Raw genomic sequence first — 18,014 nt, 5'->3', positions numbered from 1 at the left:
CTGCTGGACCTCAAGGAGAACCCCCATGAAAACACCCTCGAACCCATCCGAACTGGCGGCACCGACGGTGGCGCAATCCCACCGCAGCGGCATCAACATCGCCTCGGCGGCTCATTTGTTGATCGATGTCGCGCCCTATCCCGGGATGGACGACGGTGACCTGATCGAGCTGTTCTGGGACAACTGCTATGTGGCGTCCAAAGTGCTGGATGCCCAGGACGTCGGCCAAACGCTGAGCCTGCGAGTGCCGCCACGCTTTATCGCCAATGGTACTTCGCGCATTCACTACCGCCTGATGCAAGTCGGACAGGGACCGGCGCTGTCCGCCGCCACCCGCGTCCAGGTCAAGCTCGACTGCCCAGGTGGCGCGCCCTGTGCGTTGTGCAGCGACGAAAATCAGCGTCTGGCGCCGGTCGGCATCCCCGAAACCATCCGCCGCCAGGGGGTCAACCCGAACCAGATCAAACGCGGCGTTCCCTTGACCATCGAGCCCTACCTGAACATGGCCGCCGATGACGAAATAACCCTGCGCTGGGGCGACGCGCGCATGGACCTGCCACGGCTCAAGGCGAACGAAGTGGGTCAGCCGGTTCACGTCTGGGTGCCGCCTGCGATCATTCTCGAGGCCGGCGAAGACCTGCGGCTGGAAGTGACCTACTGCATTCTTGATCGGGTCGGCAACAACTCGCGCTGGGCACCGGCGAGGACGTTGAAGATTGGTTGCGCCAATCCATCCTTGAAACACCCCACGCAAGCGAGCACCACGGCTGGCGAGCATTGAAACCTGCGCTCCCACAGCTGTGCGGCTGTCCAATGTGGGAGCGAGCCTGCCCGCGATGGATCTCCGGGCAATGCAAGCCGCCAGGCAGCCCGCGTCATCGTCGACGTCCAGCGTGAGCACGCTCGCGCCTGCAACGAGCAAAACGGCATTCAACTGTTGCCCCACAAACAACTGTTTCCCTGCCAACAGTTGGTGGCGACACACTTCTATTCATATTCCAAAAAGCTAGTTTATTAATTTTTTATACGCAATTAGGGTATATGAACCGGACCACCGGACCTTCTTGTTATTCCTTCGCCGCGTCCTGCGGCGTCCCATGAGATGTGAGGTAGGTATGGTCCGGAACACAATCACCCCAGTGCAGATCGCCAGGGCATTGCGTGCAGCCAAGGAGCGGCACTGATGTCCAGTCTGGCAGATGCAATCGTCCAGAGTGATCAGGACGTCGCCCCGTTGTTGTTGCCCGCGCAGGTCTTGCGCAACGACGCCCAGGCCATCCAGGCCGCCCACGAGTTGGCGCAGGTCGCCCGCTTGCAGGCGGCCAAGCGCGACCGGCAGCGCAAGTTGCCATGGTCGGAAATCGAACAGTTCACCCGCAGCGGCCTGGGCAGCATTGCCATCCCGCGCGAATACGGTGGCCCACAGGTTTCATTCGTCACGTTGGCCGAGGTGTTCGCGATCATTTCCGCCGCCGATCCGGCGCTGGGCCAGATCCCGCAGAACCAGTTCGGCATCCTCAACCTGGTGCTCGGCAGTGCCACCGAAGCGCAGAAAAAGCAGCTGTTCAAGAGCGTGCTCGAAGGCTGGCGCATCGGTAATGCGGGGCCTGAGCGCGGCACCCGGAACACCTTGGAGCTCAAGGCCCGGATCACCGCCGATGGCGACGGCTTTGTCATCAACGGGCAAAAGTTCTACTCGACCGGCGCCCTGTTCGCCCACTGGGTTGCCGTCAAGGCATTGAATGACGAGGGCAAGCAGGTCCTGGCCTTCGTGCGTCGCGGCACGCCGGGGCTGCGCATCGTCGACGACTGGTCCGGCTTCGGCCAGCGCACCACCGCCAGTGGCACGATCCTGCTCAACAACGTGCGGGTCGACGCCGACCTGGTGGTGGACAACTGGAAGATCAATGACAAGCCGAACACCCAGGGCTCGGTGTCGCAGCTGATTCAAGCGGCCATCGACGCCGGCATCGCTCGCGGTGCCATCGACGACGCCATCGAGTTCGTCAAGACCCGCGCCCGCCCATGGATCGACGCCAAGGTCGAACGGGCCAGCGATGACCTGTATGTGATCGCGGACATCGGCAAACTGAAGATCGAACTGCACGCGGCCGAAGCACTGCTGCGCAAGGCCGGGCAAGTGCTGGACCAGGTCAATGCCGCGCCGCTCACCGCCGAATCCGCTGCGCGCGCCTCGATTGCGGTGGCCGAAGCCAAGGTGCTGACCACGGAAATCTCGCTGCTGGCCAGCGAGAAACTGTTCGAACTGGCTGGCAGCCGCGCCACCCTCGCCGAATTCAACCTCGACCGCCACTGGCGCAACGCCCGCGTGCACACGCTGCATGACCCGGTGCGCTGGAAGTACTACGCCGTCGGCGCTTATCGCCTGAACGGCACCTTGCCGGCTCGGCATTCCTGGATTTAACGACCAGCACACTTTTGACCAGATCTCTGGAGAAACACATGTCTCTTTCTCGTCACGTCGCGGTCATCACCAGCGATGAGCAAGCCCTGATCGTCGCCAGTGACCTGGCCGAGGATTTCAAACGCGATGCCGCCCTGCGTGACCGCGAGCGCCGTCTGCCGCTTCCGGAGCTGGAAGTGTTTTCCCGTTCGGGTCTCTGGGGCATCGGCGTGCCGAAAGCGTACGGCGGTGCCGGCGTCTCCAACGTCACCCTGGCCAAGGTCATCGCCCTGATCGCTCAGGCGGATGGCTCCCTGGGGCAGATTCCGCAGAACCATTTCTATGCCCTCGAAGTGCTGCGCGTAAACGGCAGCGACGAGCAGAAAAAACGTCTCTACGCCGAAGTGCTGGCCGGTCAGCGATTCGGCAACGCACTCGCCGAACTCGGCACCAAAACCGCCCATGACCGCACCACGCGCCTGACCCGCTCTGGCGCCGGCTATCGCATCAACGGTCGCAAGTTCTACGCCACGGGGGCGATTTACGCGCAACGCATCCCAACCTCGGTGGTGGATGAAAACGGTGTGCAGCAACTCGCCTTCGTGCCGCATGACAGCAAAGGCCTGACGGTCATCGACGACTGGAGCGGTTTCGGTCAACGCACAACCGGCAGCGGTTCGGTGGTGTTCGAAGACGTCTACGTCGACGCCGCGGACGTCATCGCGTTTCAAAGCGCGTTCGAACGGCCGACGACTGTCGGCCCGCTGGCGCAGATTCTTCACGCCGCCATCGACACCGGCATCGCCCGCGCGGCGTACGAGGATGCGCTGCATTTCGTGCGCACCAAAACCCGCCCGTGGATCGACGCGACCCATGAAAAGGCCAGTGAGGACCCATTGACCCTCAAGAGCTTCGGCCAGCTGAGCATTCGCCTGCATGCCACCGAGGCCCTGTTGGAACGCGCCGGTGAATACCTCGACAAGGCCCAGGCCGACCCCCGGGCCGAGACCGTCGCGGCCGCCTCGATTGCCGTCGCCGAGGCCCGCGCCATCAGCACCGAAATTTCCCTCGCTGCCGGCAGCACCCTGTTCGAACTGGCAGGCAGCCAGGCCACGCTGATCGAGCACGGCCTGGACCGTCACTGGCGCAACGCGCGGGTGCACACGCTGCACGACCCGGTGCGCTGGAAATATCACGCGGTGGGCAACTACTACCTCAACGACGAAAACCCTCCATTGCGGGGGACGATCTGATGGCCGAGGCGAAAAAGAAAATCCTGCTCAACGCGTTCAACATGAACTGCGTCGGGCACATCAATCACGGTTTGTGGACCCACCCACGGGACACCTCCACCCAGTACAAGACGATCGAATACTGGACCGAACTGGCGCAGTTGCTGGAGCGCGGTCTGTTCGACGGTTTGTTCATCGCAGACATCGTCGGTGTGTATGACGTCTACCAGAACTCGGTGGACGTGCCGTTGAAGGAATCGATCCAGCTGCCGGTCAACGACCCCTTGCTGCTGGTGTCGGCGATGGCCGCCGTGACGAAAAACCTCGGCTTCGGCCTGACCGCCAACCTGACCTACGAACCGCCCTACCTGTTCGCCCGTCGCATGTCGACGCTCGATCACCTGAGCCGTGGCCGGGTCGGCTGGAACATCGTCACCGGTTACCTGGACAGCGCCGCCAAAGCCATGGGGCTGAGCGAGCAGGTGGAACACGACCGGCGTTACGACCAGGCCGACGAATACCTCGAAGTGCTCTACAAGCTCTGGGAGGGCAGTTGGGAAAACGACGCGGTGCTCAACGATCCCCAACAGCGGATCTACGCGCAGCCGGACAAAGTGCACAAGGTCGAGCACAAGGGCGAGTTCTATCAGGTCGAGGGTTATCACCTCTGCGAGCCTTCGCCGCAGCGTACGCCGGTGCTGTTCCAGGCCGGCAGTTCGGATCGCGGCTTGCTCTTCGCCGGGCGCCATGCCGAATGCGTGTTCATCAGCGGCCAGAACAAACCGTCGACGAAGGCCCAGGTCGACAAGGTGCGCGCCAGTGCCGTCGAGGCCGGGCGTCACCCACAGGACGTGAAGGTGTTCATGGGCCTGAACGTGATCGTCGGCGCCACCGAGGAGCTGGCCTGGGCCAAGCATGCCGAGTACCGCAGCTACGCCAGCGCCGAAGCTGGCGTGGCGCATTTCTCGGCGTCCACCGGCATCGATTTTTCCGAGTACGCCATCGACGAACCGATCCAGTACGTCAAGAGCAATGCGATCCAGTCGGCCACCAAACACTTGCAGAACAACGACTGGACCCGCCGCCGACTGCTCGAGCAACACGCCCTGGGCGGACGCTACATCACCGTGGTCGGTTCGCCCGGTCAAGTGGCGGATGAGCTCGAGTCGTGGATTGCCGAAACCGGGCTGGATGGTTTCAACCTGACCCGCATTGTCACGCCGGAAAGCTATGTGGACTTCATCGACCTGGTGATTCCCGAGCTGCAGCGTCGCGGGTCGTACAAGACCGCTTATGACGACGGCAGCCTGCGGCAGAAGCTGTTTCACGAGGGGGCGCATTTGCCTGAGCAGCATACGGGGTCGGCGTTTCGCCGGTAAAAGCATCGCGAGCAGGCTCGCTCCCACAGTTAACCGCGTTTCCCTGTGGGAGCGAGCCTGCTCGCGATTGGCCCCAACAGACACCCAAAATCCAAAGCACTGACTGGAAATTCATCATGACCAAAAACTACCTCTCCCACCCAGTCAAAGCACTGGCCCTGGCCCTCGGCCTCTTCAGCTCCGTCGCCTTCGCCGCCGACGCGCCGCTGAAAGTCGGCACCACCGCCGCGTTCGCCATCCCGCTGGAAGCCGCGGTCGAGGAAGCCGGCAAACAAGGCCTGAAAGTCGAACTGGTGGAATTCACCGACTGGATTGCCCCCAACGTCAGCCTTGCGGCCGGCGACATCGACGTGAACTATTTCCAGCACGTGCCGTTCCTGGAAAACGCCAGGGCCGCTTCCGGTTTTGACCTGGTGCCGTTCGCGCCGGGGATCATCAACAACGTCGGCCTCTACTCGAAGCAATACAAAAGCTTCGACGAGCTGCCCGAAGGCGCCAGCGTGGCCATCGCCAACGACCCGATCAACAGCGGTCGCGGCTTGCAGTTGCTGGCCAAGGCCGGGCTGATCACGCTCAAGCCGGGGGTGGGCTACAAGGCCACCGAAGAAGACATCGTCGCCAACCCCAAGCACATCAAAATCCTGCAGGTCGAAGCCGTGCAACTGGTGCGTGCCTATGACGACGCCGATCTGGTCCAGGGTTACCCGGCCTATATCCGCCTGGCGAAAACCTTCGATGCCGGCTCCGCGCTGCTGTTCGACGGGCTCGATCACAAGGAATACGTGATCCAGTTCGTGATTCAGCCGAAAAGCAAAACCGATCCGCGACTGATCAAGTTCGTCGACATCTACCAGCATTCGCCTGCCGTTCGCGCCGCCCTGGATAAAGCCCACGGCAAGCTCTATCAAGCCGGTTGGGAAAGCTGAAAATGACTGCGGCGACGCCCTTGCGACTGGAAATTCCAGAGCGACATAAAGTCGAACAGACCGAACTGCACCCGCAGCTCAATCACGCCCACGTGCGCTTCATCGGCGTGGGCAAGACCTACAACGGCCAGCAAGGCCCGGTGGCCGCCCTGCACGGCATCGACCTGGCGATCCAGCGTGGCGAAGTGTTCGGCATCATCGGTCGCAGCGGCGCCGGCAAGTCGTCGCTGATCCGCACCATCAACCGCCTGGAGCAGCCGAGCAGCGGTCGCGTGCTGATCGATCAGGTCGACATCGGCGAGTTCGATGAAGACCGCCTGGTGACGCTGCGCCGGCGCATCGGCATGATCTTCCAGCACTTCAACCTGATGTCGGCCAAGACCGTCTGGCAGAACGTCGAGCTGCCGCTGAAAGTCGCCGGCGTGCCCAGGGAACAACGCGAGCGCAAAGTCCGTGAACTGCTGGAGCTGGTAGGCCTGCAAGCCAAACACAAGGCGTACCCGGCGCAGCTTTCCGGCGGACAGAAACAGCGCGTCGGCATCGCCCGCGCACTGGTGCACGACCCCGAGATCCTGCTGTGCGATGAAGCCACGTCGGCACTCGATCCGGAGACCACGCAATCGATCCTCGGCCTGCTGCGCGAGATCAACCAGCGCCTGGGTTTGACCATCGTGCTGATCACCCACGAAATGGCGGTGATCCGCGACATCTGCGACCGCGTGGTGGTGCTGGAGCATGGTCGCGTCGTCGAGCAAGGGCCGGTGTGGGAAGTCTTCGGCAACCCGCAGCACGAGGTCAGCAAAACCTTGCTCGCCCCGTTGCAACACGGATTGCCGGCGGAACTGCAGAGCCGTCTGCAGACGCAACTGCAATCCCCCGAGGCCGCCGTGGTCCTGCGTTTGCAGTTCACCGGCAGCGCCACCGACGAACCGGACCTGGCCGCGCTGTTCGCCGCCCTCGGCGGTCGCGTGCGGTTGCTGCAGGGCGGCGTGGAACGGATTCAGGGGCATGCCCTGGGGCAATTGCTGCTGGCGGTGTCCGGCTCGTCGCTGGGCGCTGAAGAATTGCGCCTGCGCGCCAGTCGCTGGGCCCAACAGGTGGAGGTGCTGGGTTATGTGGTTTGATCGTTTGCTGCAAGGTTTCATCGACACCTTCCTAATGGTCGGGGTGTCGTCATTGATCGCGCTGCTGGCGGGCATTCCGCTGGCGGTGATCCTGGTCACCAGTGGCAAGGGCGGGATCTACGAGGCACCGGCGCTGAACCGCGCGCTGGGCGCGTTCGTCAACCTGTTCCGCTCGATCCCGTTCCTGATCCTGATGGTGGCGCTGATTCCGTTCACCCGCCTGATCGTCGGCACCACCTACGGCGTCTGGGCCGCCGTGGTGCCGCTGACCATCGCCGCCACGCCATTCTTTGCGCGCATCGCCGAGGTCAGTCTGCGCGAGGTCGATCACGGTTTGATCGAAGCGGCGCAGGCCATGGGCTGCCGGCGCTGGCACATTGTCTGGCATGTGTTGTTGCCTGAGGCGCTGCCGGGAATCGTCGGTGGTTTCACCATTACCCTGGTGACCATGATCAACTCCTCGGCCATGGCCGGCGCGATTGGCGCGGGCGGGTTGGGCGACATCGCCTATCGCTACGGCTATCAGCGTTTCGACAGCCAGATCATGTTGACGGTGATCGTGTTGCTGGTGGCGTTGGTGGCGGTGATTCAGTTGGGTGGGGATCGCCTGGCTCGGGGGTTGAACAAGCGTTGATCGCGAGCGGGGGCGGGGAATCCGCCCCCCGCGTTTTAGTGATGTGGATTCACTATATCCATGACGGTGTATTTATTGCCTTTGTCGTGATGAAGCATCAATCTGTAAGCGCCGCGCCCCGTGTGCTCGTTATATCCAGACAAATCTGCAGACCATAAATTTTTACCGTAGCCATGCCAATGGACCGCGCTGAAACGCCCCTCGCGCAAATGTTCGAGCGTCCTATTCACGATCTGACTGTCACGATCTTCGGCCGCCAGGATCGCCGATATTGCTGTTGTATCAATTTCCAGCCGTGGCGAGGGGGCAGTTCGCGTGTAGGGCCTCAGGGATGGAACGGAGCTGGACGAGGGCGTTTTACGCCCCTTTTTCGCTCGCTGGGATTCAGCGACCGGACTGCCTGACTCAAACTGAGTGCCAGACGCTCCACTTGGGGCTGATGTTGAGGGTTCTTTCCGGGCGGCGCGAATCGACTTCACGGCATAACCCAATGGTTTTAAATCTCGTTCTGGATTCTTGCTGTCAGCCAGGACTTTACGTGCCTTTTCCATATTGGCCTTAGGCCCTCCGTAACCAAAAATCTCTCCTGTTTTTAGCAGGAAAAGCGCGAAGGCCATCGGGGTGCTCCCACGAACCTTGCGTTGCGCAGCTTCAAAGGCCTTAAAGCTGTTGGTTTCTTCGGAGGTCAAGCCCACTCGGTTCGCAACATTGACCATTCGCTGTTTTGAGCCCGACGCCGCCCATTGCGAATGTCGGTAATTCAGGAGTGTTACGAACAATAATGCCCCCGTTACGGAGCCAACTGCAGTAATGCCCGTGAGCTTGGCCACGCCGACCCCAACCAACAATGAAACGATGGCGATGGCCACTGTCTCGAAGACTTCCTGAAAGACGCTGACTTCTCCAACCAGGCCAAATCGGTCAATGAAATTAATCGGGTTGTTGCCCACCATCACATAGCGATTGGGTCCGTCTTCGTCGCCCGCCGGGTCCGGGCTGATCCAACGCTGCAACCACGTTGCCAGGTACCGGAAGCCGTAGTAGTACAACCCCGTCGCATCGCGCTCCTTGCCCGAATAACGAAGGGTTTTGTATTTCGCCACCCCCTCGTTTTGACCGGCCCAGCAGGCTGTTCCGCCGAAGGGGTAGTAGTGCTCCTGGGTCAATACCCCCGCCTCGTCGTCCACCTCCAGCGTGGTGGAGCCGAGGTGATCGCGCAGGTTGTAGCGCAGTTGTTCGGCATGCTCACCTTGCGGCCAATGCAACACTCGAACGCTGCTGCGTCCCGCTTCGGCCAGGATCACGTGGTGTTCCCCGCCATCGGCCTGGCAGCGGATTTCCAGGCTGGGGAGATAACGGACTTCATCGTGGAGCTCGCGCGCGGGCGTATGGCGAATGTGCACCTTGCGCAGGCGATGGCCCGGACGGTCATAGGTATAACACTCGTCATCACCGGGCTCATCTTCGCGGCGGACCAAAGAAACCCGGCTCAACTGGTTGCGCACATCCCAGGTCATGGTTTGTCCGCGCAACAACTCACGCTGATTACCGCAGGCATCGAAGCCCGACTCGATGTCCGGCTCCCCCGGCAGCGAGCCGTCGTCCCGTTGCGCCAGGCTGCGGTTGCTGCGCCCGGACGTGAACATGGAAAAACCCGGCGCCCCGCTGTGATGGCGGGTGATCAGGTTACCTGCTGCGTCGTAGTCGAAACGCTGGGTGTAATGGCGTCGTTGGTTGGGGTCCAGCGGCGTGGGTAACAGCGCGGGTAACGGCGGACCGTGGCTCGGCGTGCTGACTTCCCAGCCAGTGGCTTCGACCAGCTGATAGAGGCTGTCGTAACGATAGCGGTTGATCGGTTCGATGCGCTGGTTGTTGAACCAGCTCACGGCCTGGGCCCTGTCTTCCAGTTCGATGATGTTGCCGACTGGATCATAAGTGTAATTCAGGTCCTGCAAGGGGCTGTCAGCCTCCACAGCCGACACCAGGCGAGTCAGCCGCCCCTCCTCGTCAGCGTAAAAGGCTTGACTGATCACGCCATTGCCAGCGGTCTCGCGTTCGACCTGACCCTGGGCGTTGTAGCGAATATTGCTGACCAGGCATTGCGTCGTTTTGCCGTTCCCGGCCAGCGACAACCAGACCGCTGCCGACTGCCCCGCTACGTCGTAGCCGAAGCGTCGAAGATTACCCATGGCATCGTGTTGCTGCTCAACTTCCCCGGTGGGCAGGAAAGCATGCCGCGTGACGTACGCCTGATCTTCCAGCCACGCGTCCCGGGCGTCGATGTCGAGAGGCCAGTCGGGGGCTTCCAATTCGATGAGAAAGCGCCGGCTTTCAACCCGCACCGCGCCGATCAGGCCGTATTGCTGGATGCTCTGAGAGCCGGCCGGGTCGTCATGGCGAATCAACCGGCCACATTGGTTGCGCTCGGCCCGCTCCTCGCCAGTGTCCCCGTAGGTGAAGCGGTCAACCACACGGGGCGATGCGTCAGCGGCCTGTTCCGTGACCGCCAGCAGACGCTGCTGCTCATCATAGGCGCAATGCATCCGGCTCCCTCGCCCATCCCAGGATGCATGCGGCAAGCCCGCGCGATTCAACAGGCTCAGCAGCCAACCGGCGTCCACGCTGTCCGTCAGCAAGGGTTGACCACTCAAACCGTAGACCGTCGCCTGGTTTGGTTTTGCGGTCGAGCCGTGGAGTCGCGGGTCCCAGGACTCGACCTCCCGCCCCACCCCATCGTAAAGGTGTCGGTTGATGCGCGATTCAATGACGCAAGAGCCGCCCTGACGGCAATAACCGACACGGCGGACGACCCGCGAACGCGGGTCCGCGACCAGCAAGGTCGGTGTATCAGCGTCATGATGAGCATTCACGGCACAACATCCCTTTGCTTCCATCGGCAAAAGACTGAGCCTTTTTTGACTTGACCGATACTGTAAGAAGTAACAGGGTCGACCGCCTGCATGGCGTATATTCGGCAGATTCCCAGCCTGTGCAGCCGACCATGAAACAGACCCCCGCCGACCTCGAGCAAATCACCGCCACCACCCTGGGCCATTACAATTCGGTGGCCGAAGGCTTTCGCGAAGGCACCCGCGATCACGATGTCAGCCAGAACATCGATGCATTGCTGCGCCATATTCAGGGCGAAGCGCCGTTCGATATTCTCGATTTTGGTTGCGGGCCGGGGCGCGATTTGCAGACGTTCACGCGCCTGGGCCACCGCGCGGTGGGGCTCGACGGCTCGGAAAAGTTTGCGCAGATGGCCCGTGAAGACAGCGGTTGCGAGGTCTGGCAGCAGGATTTCCTCAAGCTCGACCTGCCAGCCGGGCGCTTCGACGGTATTTTTGCCAATGCCGTGCTGTTCCACATTCCGCGCCAGGAATTGCCTCGGGTGTTGCAGCAATTACATGGCACGTTGAAACCCGGTGGTGTGTTGTTCAGCTCCAATCCGCGCGGCGAGAATCAGGAAGGCTGGAACGGCCCCCGGTATGGGGCGTATCACGACCTGGCGGCCTGGCAGAGCTTGCTGACCGCAGCCGGGTTCGTCGAGCTGGAGCACTACTACCGGCCGGCGGGGCTGCCGAGGGCGCAGCAGCCTTGGTTGGCCAGTGTCTGGCGCAAGTCGGCATAGGCTGGGGGGCCGCCTTCGCGAGCAGGCTCGCTCCCAAAGGAGACCGCGTTGTGCCAGAACGACTCGGGTCCCCTGTGGGAACGAGCCTGCTCGCCTTTACTGCGCCTCCTGCTTCGGCTCGCGAATCCTGTACCAGGCCACATACAGCGCCGGCAAAAACAGCAGTGTCAGCAGCGTCGCGATGATGATGCCGCCGATCATCGCGTAGGCCATCGGCCCCCAGAACACTTCCCGGGCAATCGGGATCATCCCCAGGCTCGCCGCTGCGGCGGTCAGCAGAATCGGCCGGCGCCGGTGTTCCGTGGCTTGCACCACCGCGTCCCATGGCGTGGAACCGGCCTTCTCGTAGGCGTCGATCTGGGTTACCAGAATCACCGAGTTGCGGATGATGATGCCGATCAACGCCAGAATCCCGAGGATCGCCACGAAGCCCATCGGCGTGCCCGTCGGAATCAGCGCCAGGACCACGCCAATCAGTCCGAGCGGCGCGACGCTGGCGACCAGGAACAGCTTCTGCCCGCTGTGCAGCTGGATCATCAAGAAGGTCGCCATCAGGAACAGCATCAACGGCACGACCTTGGCGATCGGCCCCTGGGCCTTGGCGCTTTCCTCCACCGTGCCGCCAGTGGCGACCTTGTAACCCACCGGCAACGAAGCGGCGAACTGGTCGATGGTCGGCTTCAACTGCGTGACCAGGTCGGTCGGTTGAATCTCGTCGCGCACCGCCGCCTTGATGGTGATCGTCGGCCTGCGGTCGCGACGCCACACCAGTGGCTGCTCGAGCTCATAGCGCAGGGTGGCGAAAGCCAGCAGTGGAATCGAGGTGCCGCTGGGCGTGACGATTTGCAGGTTCTGCAGGGTTTCCGGCGTACCGCGCTCATCATCGACCGCGCGCCCCACGACGTTGATCAGGTAGATGTCATCATCGACCTGCGTCACGGGTGCTCCGGCGACGATGCTGTTCATCAGGTTCGCCACTTCTTCCGATGACAGCCCCAACTGCCGCACCTTGTCCTGGGCGATGTCGATGCGCAGCACTTTGCCCGGCTCGTTCCAGTCGTAGATGATCTCGCCGATGTGCGAATTCTTGTCCAGTTCGGTGGCCAGGGCGATGGCGTGCTTGCGCACCTGGTCGATGTCCTTGCCGCTGACCCGGTATTGAATGGGCCGACCGACCGGCGGCCCCATTTCCAGTGCCTGGACGTAGCTGCCGATGCCGACGAACTCCTTGCGCAAGCGCTCGCGCAACCGCTGGCTGAGGGCCTCGCGCGACTCCAGGCCTTTGCTGACGATGACCAGTTGCGCGTAGTACGGGTTCTGCAACTGCTGGTCCAGCGGCAGGTAGAAACGGATCGCGCCTTCGCCGATGTAGGTGCTCCAGCGCTCGATGTCCGGGTCGTCCTTGAGCGTCGCTTCCAGCTTGTCCACGGCCTTGCGGGTTTCGGCGATCGAAGCGTTTTGCGGCAGGTTCAGGTCGACGAGGATTTCCGGACGGTCCGAGGACGGGAAGAACTGGTTCTGCACAAACTTCATGGAATACACCGACACGACGAACAAGGCGATGGTGATGCCGATGGCCCACCAGCGATTGCGCATCGCCCAGAGCATGCCGTAGTTGAAGCCGCGGCCAATGCGCCCGGGCTCGGCGGCATGGGGTTTGACGTTGGCGCTGAGGATGTGCACGCCGATGACCGGCGCGAACAGCACCGCGACGATCCATGACACCAGCATCGCCACGGCGATCACCGCGAACAGGGTGAAGGTGTATTCGCCCGCCGAACTGGCGTTCAGGCCAATGGGCACGAAACCCGCGACCGTCACCAGCGTGCCGGTGAGCATCGGGAACGCGGTGGAGGTGTAGGCGAACGTGGCCGCCTGTTCCTTGGTTTCGCCCATTTCCAGGCGCGTGACCATCATCTCCACGGTGATCATCGCGTCATCCACCAGCAGGCCGAGGGCGATGATCAGGGCGCCGAGGGAGATCCGCTGCATGGTGATGCCGCTGTATTCCATGAACACAAAGACCATGGCCAGCACCAGGGGAATCGAGCAAGCCACCACCAGACCTGCGCGTACACCCAGGCTGACGAAACTGACCAGCATCACGATCACCACCGCTTCGAACAGGGCGCTGGTGAAGCCACCGACGGCCTTTTCCACGACGGCGGCCTGGTCGGACACATTGTGCACGCCGACGCCCACGGGCAGGTCGGCGGTCAGTTCGGTCATGCGCTGATGCAGCGCCTTGCCGAACGTCTGGATGTTGCCACCCTTCTTCATGGCGATGGCCAGGCCGATGGCCGGCTTCCCGTTGAAACGAAACTCCGGGTTCGCCGGGTCGACATAACCCCGGCTGATCTCGGCAATGTCCGCCAGGCGATAGAAGCGATCGTTGAGCCGCAGGTTGACGTTTGCCAGGTCCTTTTCCGAAGCGAACTGGCCGCTGGTGCGCACGGAGATCCGCTCCGGACCGGCCTCGATCACCCCGGCGGGCGTCACCGCGTTCTGCGATTGCAGGCTGGACACCACCTGACGCTCATCAATGCCCAGCGCCGCCAGTTTGCGGGTGGAGAAGTTCAGGTAGAGCACTTCATCCTGTTCGCCGATCATCTCGACCTTGCCCAGCCCGGGCACGTCACGGATCTCGGCGCGGACCTGCTCGACGTAATCGCGCAGCTGGCGCATCGACAAACCGTCGGCGGTGAAGGCGTACACCGAACCGAACACATCGCCGAACTCGTCGTTGAACGCCGGCCCTTGCAGCCCCTGGGGAAACTGGCCACGGATGTCGTTGATCTTCTTGCGCACCTGGTACCAGATTTCCGGGATGTCCTTGGCGCTGGTGGTGTCGCGCAGGAACACGAACACCGTCGATTCGCCGGGCCGGGTGTAGCTTTTCACGTAGTCGAGGGAGTCGAGCTCCTCGAGTTTTTTCTCGATGCGGTCCGTGACCTGCTTGAGGGTTTCTTCCTGGGTCGCACCGGGCCAGCGGCTCTGGATCACCATGGTCTTGATGGTGAACGAAGGGTCTTCCTCGCGACCCAGGTTCAGGTAGGAGAACACCCCCATCAGCAACGCGACCAGCATCAGGTACCAGATGAACGACTGATGCCTGAGCGCCCATTCGGATAAGTTGAAACTCCCTTTCATCGTGGGCTGTCCTCGTCGATTTTCACTTTCTGCCCGGGCTTCAGGCTGTTGACGCCGGCACTCACCACCCGTTCGCCAGTCTTCACACCGCTGGCCAGGACCATCGTCGAACCGCTGCGGCTGACCACCTGCACCTCCCGGGGCGAAACCGTTGCATTCTGCACATCGATGACCCAGATCCGGGTTTTCCCATCGGCGTCCTGCAGGGCGGTCAGGGGCAGCTCGATACGCGGTTTGATCGTCGAACTGAGGATCACGCCGATGGCGGTGCCCAGGCGAAAACCGGGCGGTGTTTCGGCCAGGGTCAGGCGCGCGCGGCGGGTGCGGGTGGCGCTCTGCGCCTGGGGTTCGATTTCACGTACCGTGGCCGTGGTGGTGATGCTCGGGTCCAGTTCCACGGCGACCTGGAACACCACGTCCGCCGGCAACTGATCGACCAGCGTGTCGGGCAGGTCGATCACCGCTTCCTTGATGTCCGGCTGCGCCAGGGTCACGACCTGCTGGCCGGCCGTCACCACCTGGCCGGCTTCGGCATTCCACGCGGTCACAATGGCCTTGTGATCGGTGTGCAACTCGACGTAGCCGAGCGCGTCCTGGGCCTGATCGACGGCCGACTTCGCCTGGTCATAGGAGGCTTGTGTGGTTTTCAGATTGGTCTGGGCAATGTCCAGTTGCGCCTGGGCGCCCACCCCGCGATCGAACAATTCCTGTTGGCGACGGGCGTCGGCCTGGGCATTGATCAACTGCGCCTGGACCTGCGCCAGATCGCCCTGCGCCGCGCGCAACTGGTTCTGCTGATCCGTGGGATCGAGCGTGGCGAGCAACGCCCCCTTCTCCACTTCGGCGCCGACATCGACGTTGCGACTGGCGATCCGCCCCGGCACGCGAAAGCCCACATTGGTTTCGTAACGGGCCTGGATGCTGCCGGCGAAGCGACCGAGCGTTTGCTCGTCCAGCGCCTGCACCCGGACCGACAACACCGGGCGTACCGGCTCCGGGGGCGGTTCCTTGTCCGAGCACGCCACCAGCATCACCACGGCGCAGGCCAGCAACAGGTGCTTCATGGCTGGACTCCCTCGGCCAGGTCCTTGTAGGTATTTTCGGCGATGTCGACCTTGACCCCTGGGTGCAACAACTGACCGCCGGCGATGATGACCTGGTCGCCATCCTTCAGGCCGTCGCTGACAATGACCTTGCCGGTCAGGTAGCGCCCGACCGTGACCGTTTGCAACTGCGCCGCACCCTGGTCGTCCACCCGCCACACGGCCGGTTCGCTGAGGTTTTTGGTGAGCGCCGACCACGGCAATTCGACCGCGGATGTGCCCGGAACCTTCGCCGTGGCACTGACCACCGAGCCGAGCTGCATGCCATCCGGCAGGCCGTCGAGCGTGACCTTGACCTGCACCGTGCCGGTCTGCGCGGAAACCGCCGGGGTGATCTCCCGCACCGTGCCGGTGGTCTTGATGGCCGGGTTGTCGAGCAGGCTGACCACGATGGTCTTTTCTTCCGGCTCGTGCGCCAGCAACGATTCGTAGACGTTGAACACCGCGTCCCGCTCACCGTCCCGGGCCAGGCTGAAAATCGGCACCGTGGCCTGCACCACCTGACCGACCTCGGCCTGGCGGGCGGTGATGATTCCCGGCGCGTCGGCGACCAGCGCGGTGTAGCTCAACTGATCACGGGCGTTGGCCAGTTGCGCCTGGGCGGCGGTCAACGCACTCTGACTGCTGCGCAATGCCGCCTGGGCCGAATCGTACTCGCTCTGGCTGGTGTAGCCCTTGGGCAGAAGTTTTTGCTGGCGGACGAAGGCGGCAGCGGTCTGGGTCACCCGCGCCTGCTCGGCGACCACCTGGGCCTTGGCCGAGTCGACACTGTTCTGCAGGTCTTTCGGGTCGAGTTTGGCCAACACCTGCTTGGCCGACACCCGGTCACCGACATCGACCGAGCGCTGGATGATCTTGCCGCCGACGCGAAACGACAGGTCGGTCTGGACCCGTGCCTGCACATCACCGGTGAGTGTCACCGACGCGGCGTATTCGGCCGGCTTGACCACCTGCACGAAGACCCGTGGGCGATCTTTCTCGACCTGGGGTTTTTCGCCGCAGGCGCTCAACAGCAGCAGGAGGCTCAGGCCCACCACTCTTTTCAACCCGGGACCAGCCATGCAAACTCCTTTGCGCTGTACGGACGTGCCAATGGCAATACGACTGTGAGCTTAGAACAGGGTTCAATAGCTGCACAGCTGGCGGCCTTCCCCTTAGGAGCGAGCTCGCCCGCGATGGTCTTGAGAGTGCCGTGAGGCGCGCGCCCACAAGAAGGCAGGCAACCGGACGACCCGGTAAAGGAAGCTTTTCATGCTCAAAACCCTCGCGGTGGCCAACTACCGCTCGATCAACAACCTGGTGATTCCCCTGGGGCGCTTGAACCTGATCACCGGACCGAACGGCAGCGGCAAATCCAACCTCTACCGCGCGTTGCGTCTGTTGGCGGAAACCGCCCAGGGCGGCGTGGTCAACGCGCTGGCCCGCGAGGGCGGCCTGGACTCGACGTTCTGGGCGGGGCCGGAAATCATCACCCGGCGTATGCGAAGCGGTGAGGTGCCCATCCAGTCGACCGTGCGGCACGGCGTCAAACGCCTGCGCCTGGGATTTGCCGGCGAGGACTTTAGCTATTCGATCGCCCTGGGCCTGCCGGTGCCGAGTCTGTCGGCGTTTTCCCTCGACCCGGAAATCAAGAAAGAATGCATCTGGTCCGGGCCGCTCTATCGCCCCGCCAGCCTGTTGGTGGATCGCGATGGCTCGATGATTCGCGCCCGTGCCGGTCGCAGCTGGGACGTGCTGGCCCAGCACACGCCACATTTTGACAGCCTGTTCGATCAGGTCGGCAGCCTTCGAAGCTCTCCGGAAGTCGTGCAGATGCGCGAGTTCATTCGGCGCTGGCGCTTTTACGATCACTTTCGCAGCGACGCCGACGCACCGGCGCGCCAACCACAGCTGGGGACGCGTACGCCGGTGCTGCATCACGACGGGCGGGACCTGGCAGCAGCCTTGCAGACCATTCGCGAGATCGGTGATCCCGACGCCTTGCAGGCCGCGATCAGCGATGCGTTCCCTGGTGCGCGATTGAATATCGAGCCGCTGCCGGGTGGACGCTTCGCGATCGAGTTTTATCAGGAAGGTTTGCTGCGCCCGTTATCGGCGGCCGAGCTGTCCGATGGGACGCTGCGTTATCTGTTGCTGATCGCGGCGCTGCTGACACCCCGTCCGCCATCGCTGATGGTGCTCAACGAGCCGGAAACCAGCCTGCACCCGGATCTGTTGCCCGCGCTGGCGCGCCTGATCATCAGGGCCTCGGAACACGCTCAGGTGTGGGTGGTGTCCCATGCACGACGGCTGATTTCGGCGTTGCAGGAAGACCCGGCATGCCATTGCATCGTGCTGGAAAAAACCCTGGGCCAGACCGGGATGGTCGGGCAGCGGGTGCTGGATGAGCCGGCGTGGAATTGGCCGGGCTGATCGGCGCCCTGTTCATCGA

The 18,014-nt window shown here is 62.8% G+C and carries 13 protein-coding genes; 9 read left to right on the top strand and 4 right to left on the bottom strand.

Features of this window, described 5'->3' with window-relative positions:
* Positions 1 to 25 precede the first annotated feature (25 nt).
* The 7 genes from IB249_RS20015 to IB249_RS19985 all read left to right on the top strand — a co-directional run bounded on the left by IB249_RS20015 (position 26) and on the right by IB249_RS19985 (position 7,699).
* Positions 26 to 781: a hypothetical protein gene (locus IB249_RS20015; RefSeq protein ID WP_192307448.1), complete on the top strand. Its 756-nt coding sequence runs from the start codon at positions 26 to 28 to the stop codon at positions 779 to 781.
* A gap of 402 nt (positions 782 to 1,183) precedes the next feature.
* Positions 1,184 to 2,425, top strand: a complete 1,242-nt coding sequence (locus IB249_RS20010) for an SfnB family sulfur acquisition oxidoreductase (protein WP_192307447.1) — start codon at positions 1,184 to 1,186, stop codon at positions 2,423 to 2,425.
* 38 nt (positions 2,426 to 2,463) lie between these two features.
* Positions 2,464 to 3,657 carry an SfnB family sulfur acquisition oxidoreductase gene (locus IB249_RS20005; protein ID WP_192307446.1) on the top strand — a complete coding sequence of 398 codons (1,194 nt, stop codon included), beginning with the start codon at positions 2,464 to 2,466 and terminating at the stop codon, positions 3,655 to 3,657.
* Positions 3,657 to 5,015 carry an LLM class flavin-dependent oxidoreductase gene (locus IB249_RS20000; protein WP_192307445.1) on the top strand — a complete coding sequence of 453 codons (1,359 nt, stop codon included), beginning with the start codon at positions 3,657 to 3,659 and terminating at the stop codon, positions 5,013 to 5,015. The genes IB249_RS20005 and IB249_RS20000 overlap by 1 nt, the downstream gene beginning before the upstream one ends.
* A 116-nt stretch (positions 5,016 to 5,131) precedes the next feature.
* Positions 5,132 to 5,941, top strand: a complete 810-nt coding sequence (locus tag IB249_RS19995; RefSeq protein WP_192307444.1) for a MetQ/NlpA family ABC transporter substrate-binding protein — start codon at positions 5,132 to 5,134, stop codon at positions 5,939 to 5,941.
* A 2-nt stretch (positions 5,942 to 5,943) separates the two neighbouring features.
* Positions 5,944 to 7,065: a methionine ABC transporter ATP-binding protein gene (locus IB249_RS19990; RefSeq protein ID WP_192307443.1), complete on the top strand. Its 1,122-nt coding sequence runs from the start codon at positions 5,944 to 5,946 to the stop codon at positions 7,063 to 7,065.
* Positions 7,055 to 7,699 (top strand): methionine ABC transporter permease, encoded by a 645-nt coding sequence (locus tag IB249_RS19985; RefSeq protein ID WP_025211262.1) that lies wholly within the window; start codon positions 7,055 to 7,057, stop codon positions 7,697 to 7,699. The genes IB249_RS19990 and IB249_RS19985 overlap by 11 nt, the downstream gene beginning before the upstream one ends.
* A 35-nt stretch (positions 7,700 to 7,734) precedes the next feature.
* Here the strand turns inward: IB249_RS19985 and IB249_RS19980 are convergent, their stop codons facing one another.
* The gene (locus IB249_RS19980; RefSeq protein ID WP_192307442.1) at positions 7,735 to 10,569 is read right to left on the bottom strand and encodes an RHS repeat domain-containing protein; all 2,835 of its coding nucleotides are present in this window, start codon (positions 10,567 to 10,569) and stop codon (positions 7,735 to 7,737) included.
* A 131-nt stretch (positions 10,570 to 10,700) separates the two neighbouring features.
* Here IB249_RS19980 and IB249_RS19975 point away from each other — a divergent pair, with 131 nt between their 5' ends.
* The gene (locus IB249_RS19975; protein ID WP_192307441.1) at positions 10,701 to 11,330 is read left to right on the top strand and encodes a class I SAM-dependent methyltransferase; all 630 of its coding nucleotides are present in this window, start codon (positions 10,701 to 10,703) and stop codon (positions 11,328 to 11,330) included.
* Positions 11,331 to 11,426: 96 nt separating this feature from the next.
* Here the strand turns inward: IB249_RS19975 and IB249_RS19970 are convergent, their stop codons facing one another.
* The 3 genes from IB249_RS19970 to IB249_RS19960 are packed head-to-tail and all read right to left on the bottom strand — an operon-like array spanning position 11,427 to position 16,644.
* Entirely contained in the window at positions 11,427 to 14,480 is a 3,054-nt protein-coding gene (locus tag IB249_RS19970; protein ID WP_192307440.1) for an efflux RND transporter permease subunit, read from the bottom strand.
* The gene (locus IB249_RS19965; protein ID WP_192307439.1) at positions 14,477 to 15,544 is read right to left on the bottom strand and encodes an efflux RND transporter periplasmic adaptor subunit; all 1,068 of its coding nucleotides are present in this window, start codon (positions 15,542 to 15,544) and stop codon (positions 14,477 to 14,479) included. The genes IB249_RS19970 and IB249_RS19965 overlap by 4 nt, the downstream gene beginning before the upstream one ends.
* Entirely contained in the window at positions 15,541 to 16,644 is a 1,104-nt protein-coding gene (locus IB249_RS19960) for an efflux RND transporter periplasmic adaptor subunit (RefSeq protein ID WP_192307438.1), read from the bottom strand. The genes IB249_RS19965 and IB249_RS19960 overlap by 4 nt, the downstream gene beginning before the upstream one ends.
* Before the next feature lie 190 nt (positions 16,645 to 16,834).
* Here IB249_RS19960 and IB249_RS19955 point away from each other — a divergent pair, with 190 nt between their 5' ends.
* Positions 16,835 to 17,995, top strand: coding sequence for an AAA family ATPase (locus tag IB249_RS19955; protein WP_192307437.1), 1,161 nt, complete (start codon positions 16,835 to 16,837; stop codon positions 17,993 to 17,995).
* Positions 17,996 to 18,014: the final 19 nt, after the last annotated feature.

The organism is Pseudomonas sp. PDM04 (assembly GCF_014851765.1).
Lineage (GTDB): Bacteria > Pseudomonadota > Gammaproteobacteria > Pseudomonadales > Pseudomonadaceae > Aquipseudomonas.
Note: the sequence above shows the minus strand (reverse complement) of the source record. Positions and strands in the feature narration are given on the sequence as shown.

What these genes read in the sequence shown, in the direction of transcription:
- IB249_RS20015 (WP_192307448.1), top strand. Translation starts at nt 26, where the DNA reads ATGAAAACACCCTCGAACCCATCCGAACTGGCGGCACCGACGGTGGCG.
- IB249_RS20010 (WP_192307447.1), top strand. Translation starts at nt 1,184, where the DNA reads ATGTCCAGTCTGGCAGATGCAATCGTCCAGAGTGATCAGGACGTCGCC.
- IB249_RS20005 (WP_192307446.1), top strand. Translation starts at nt 2,464, where the DNA reads ATGTCTCTTTCTCGTCACGTCGCGGTCATCACCAGCGATGAGCAAGCC.
- IB249_RS20000 (WP_192307445.1), top strand. Translation starts at nt 3,657, where the DNA reads ATGGCCGAGGCGAAAAAGAAAATCCTGCTCAACGCGTTCAACATGAAC.
- IB249_RS19995 (WP_192307444.1), top strand. Translation starts at nt 5,132, where the DNA reads ATGACCAAAAACTACCTCTCCCACCCAGTCAAAGCACTGGCCCTGGCC.
- IB249_RS19990 (WP_192307443.1), top strand. Translation starts at nt 5,944, where the DNA reads ATGACTGCGGCGACGCCCTTGCGACTGGAAATTCCAGAGCGACATAAA.
- IB249_RS19985 (WP_025211262.1), top strand. Translation starts at nt 7,055, where the DNA reads ATGTGGTTTGATCGTTTGCTGCAAGGTTTCATCGACACCTTCCTAATG.
- IB249_RS19975 (WP_192307441.1), top strand. Translation starts at nt 10,701, where the DNA reads ATGAAACAGACCCCCGCCGACCTCGAGCAAATCACCGCCACCACCCTG.
- IB249_RS19970 (WP_192307440.1), bottom strand. Translation starts at nt 14,480, where the DNA reads ATGAAAGGGAGTTTCAACTTATCCGAATGGGCGCTCAGGCATCAGTCG.
- IB249_RS19965 (WP_192307439.1), bottom strand. Translation starts at nt 15,544, where the DNA reads ATGAAGCACCTGTTGCTGGCCTGCGCCGTGGTGATGCTGGTGGCGTGC.
- IB249_RS19960 (WP_192307438.1), bottom strand. Translation starts at nt 16,644, where the DNA reads ATGGCTGGTCCCGGGTTGAAAAGAGTGGTGGGCCTGAGCCTCCTGCTG.
- IB249_RS19955 (WP_192307437.1), top strand. Translation starts at nt 16,835, where the DNA reads ATGCTCAAAACCCTCGCGGTGGCCAACTACCGCTCGATCAACAACCTG.